Below are 321 nucleotides of genomic sequence, written 5' to 3'. Positions count from 1 at the left end.
CCATGCTGCCTGCTTGTGCAGATACGCCGCGGAAAATGTTACCGCCGCCGACAACGATACCGACTTGCACGCCCATTCTCACGATTTCGGCAATTTCGCCGACAGTTTGAACGATGGTATCGTGATTGATGCCGAATGGATCAGAGCCCATCAGGGATTCGCCGGAGAGTTTCAGTAATACACGTTTGTATTTGATTTGCTGTGTCATGGGATACCTTGCTTTCTTGAATGTCGTCGGTCGGAGTTGGGCCGTCTGAATTTCAAACGGTCGGATTACAATGATATGGTGTGTCGTTCTATTATTGTTTTGTTTTCAGACGG

Annotated in this window: 1 pseudogene; it reads right to left on the bottom strand. The window is 48.3% G+C overall.

What is annotated here, in order from left to right:
- Positions 1 to 208, bottom strand: a pseudogene (locus ACTHSP_RS23320) (UMP kinase); the annotation flags it as partial.
- Positions 209 to 321 lie beyond the last annotated feature (113 nt).

The sequence above is a fragment of the Neisseria sp. P0001.S005 genome, assembly GCF_051963715.1.
Note: the sequence above shows the minus strand (reverse complement) of the source record. Positions and strands in the feature narration are given on the sequence as shown.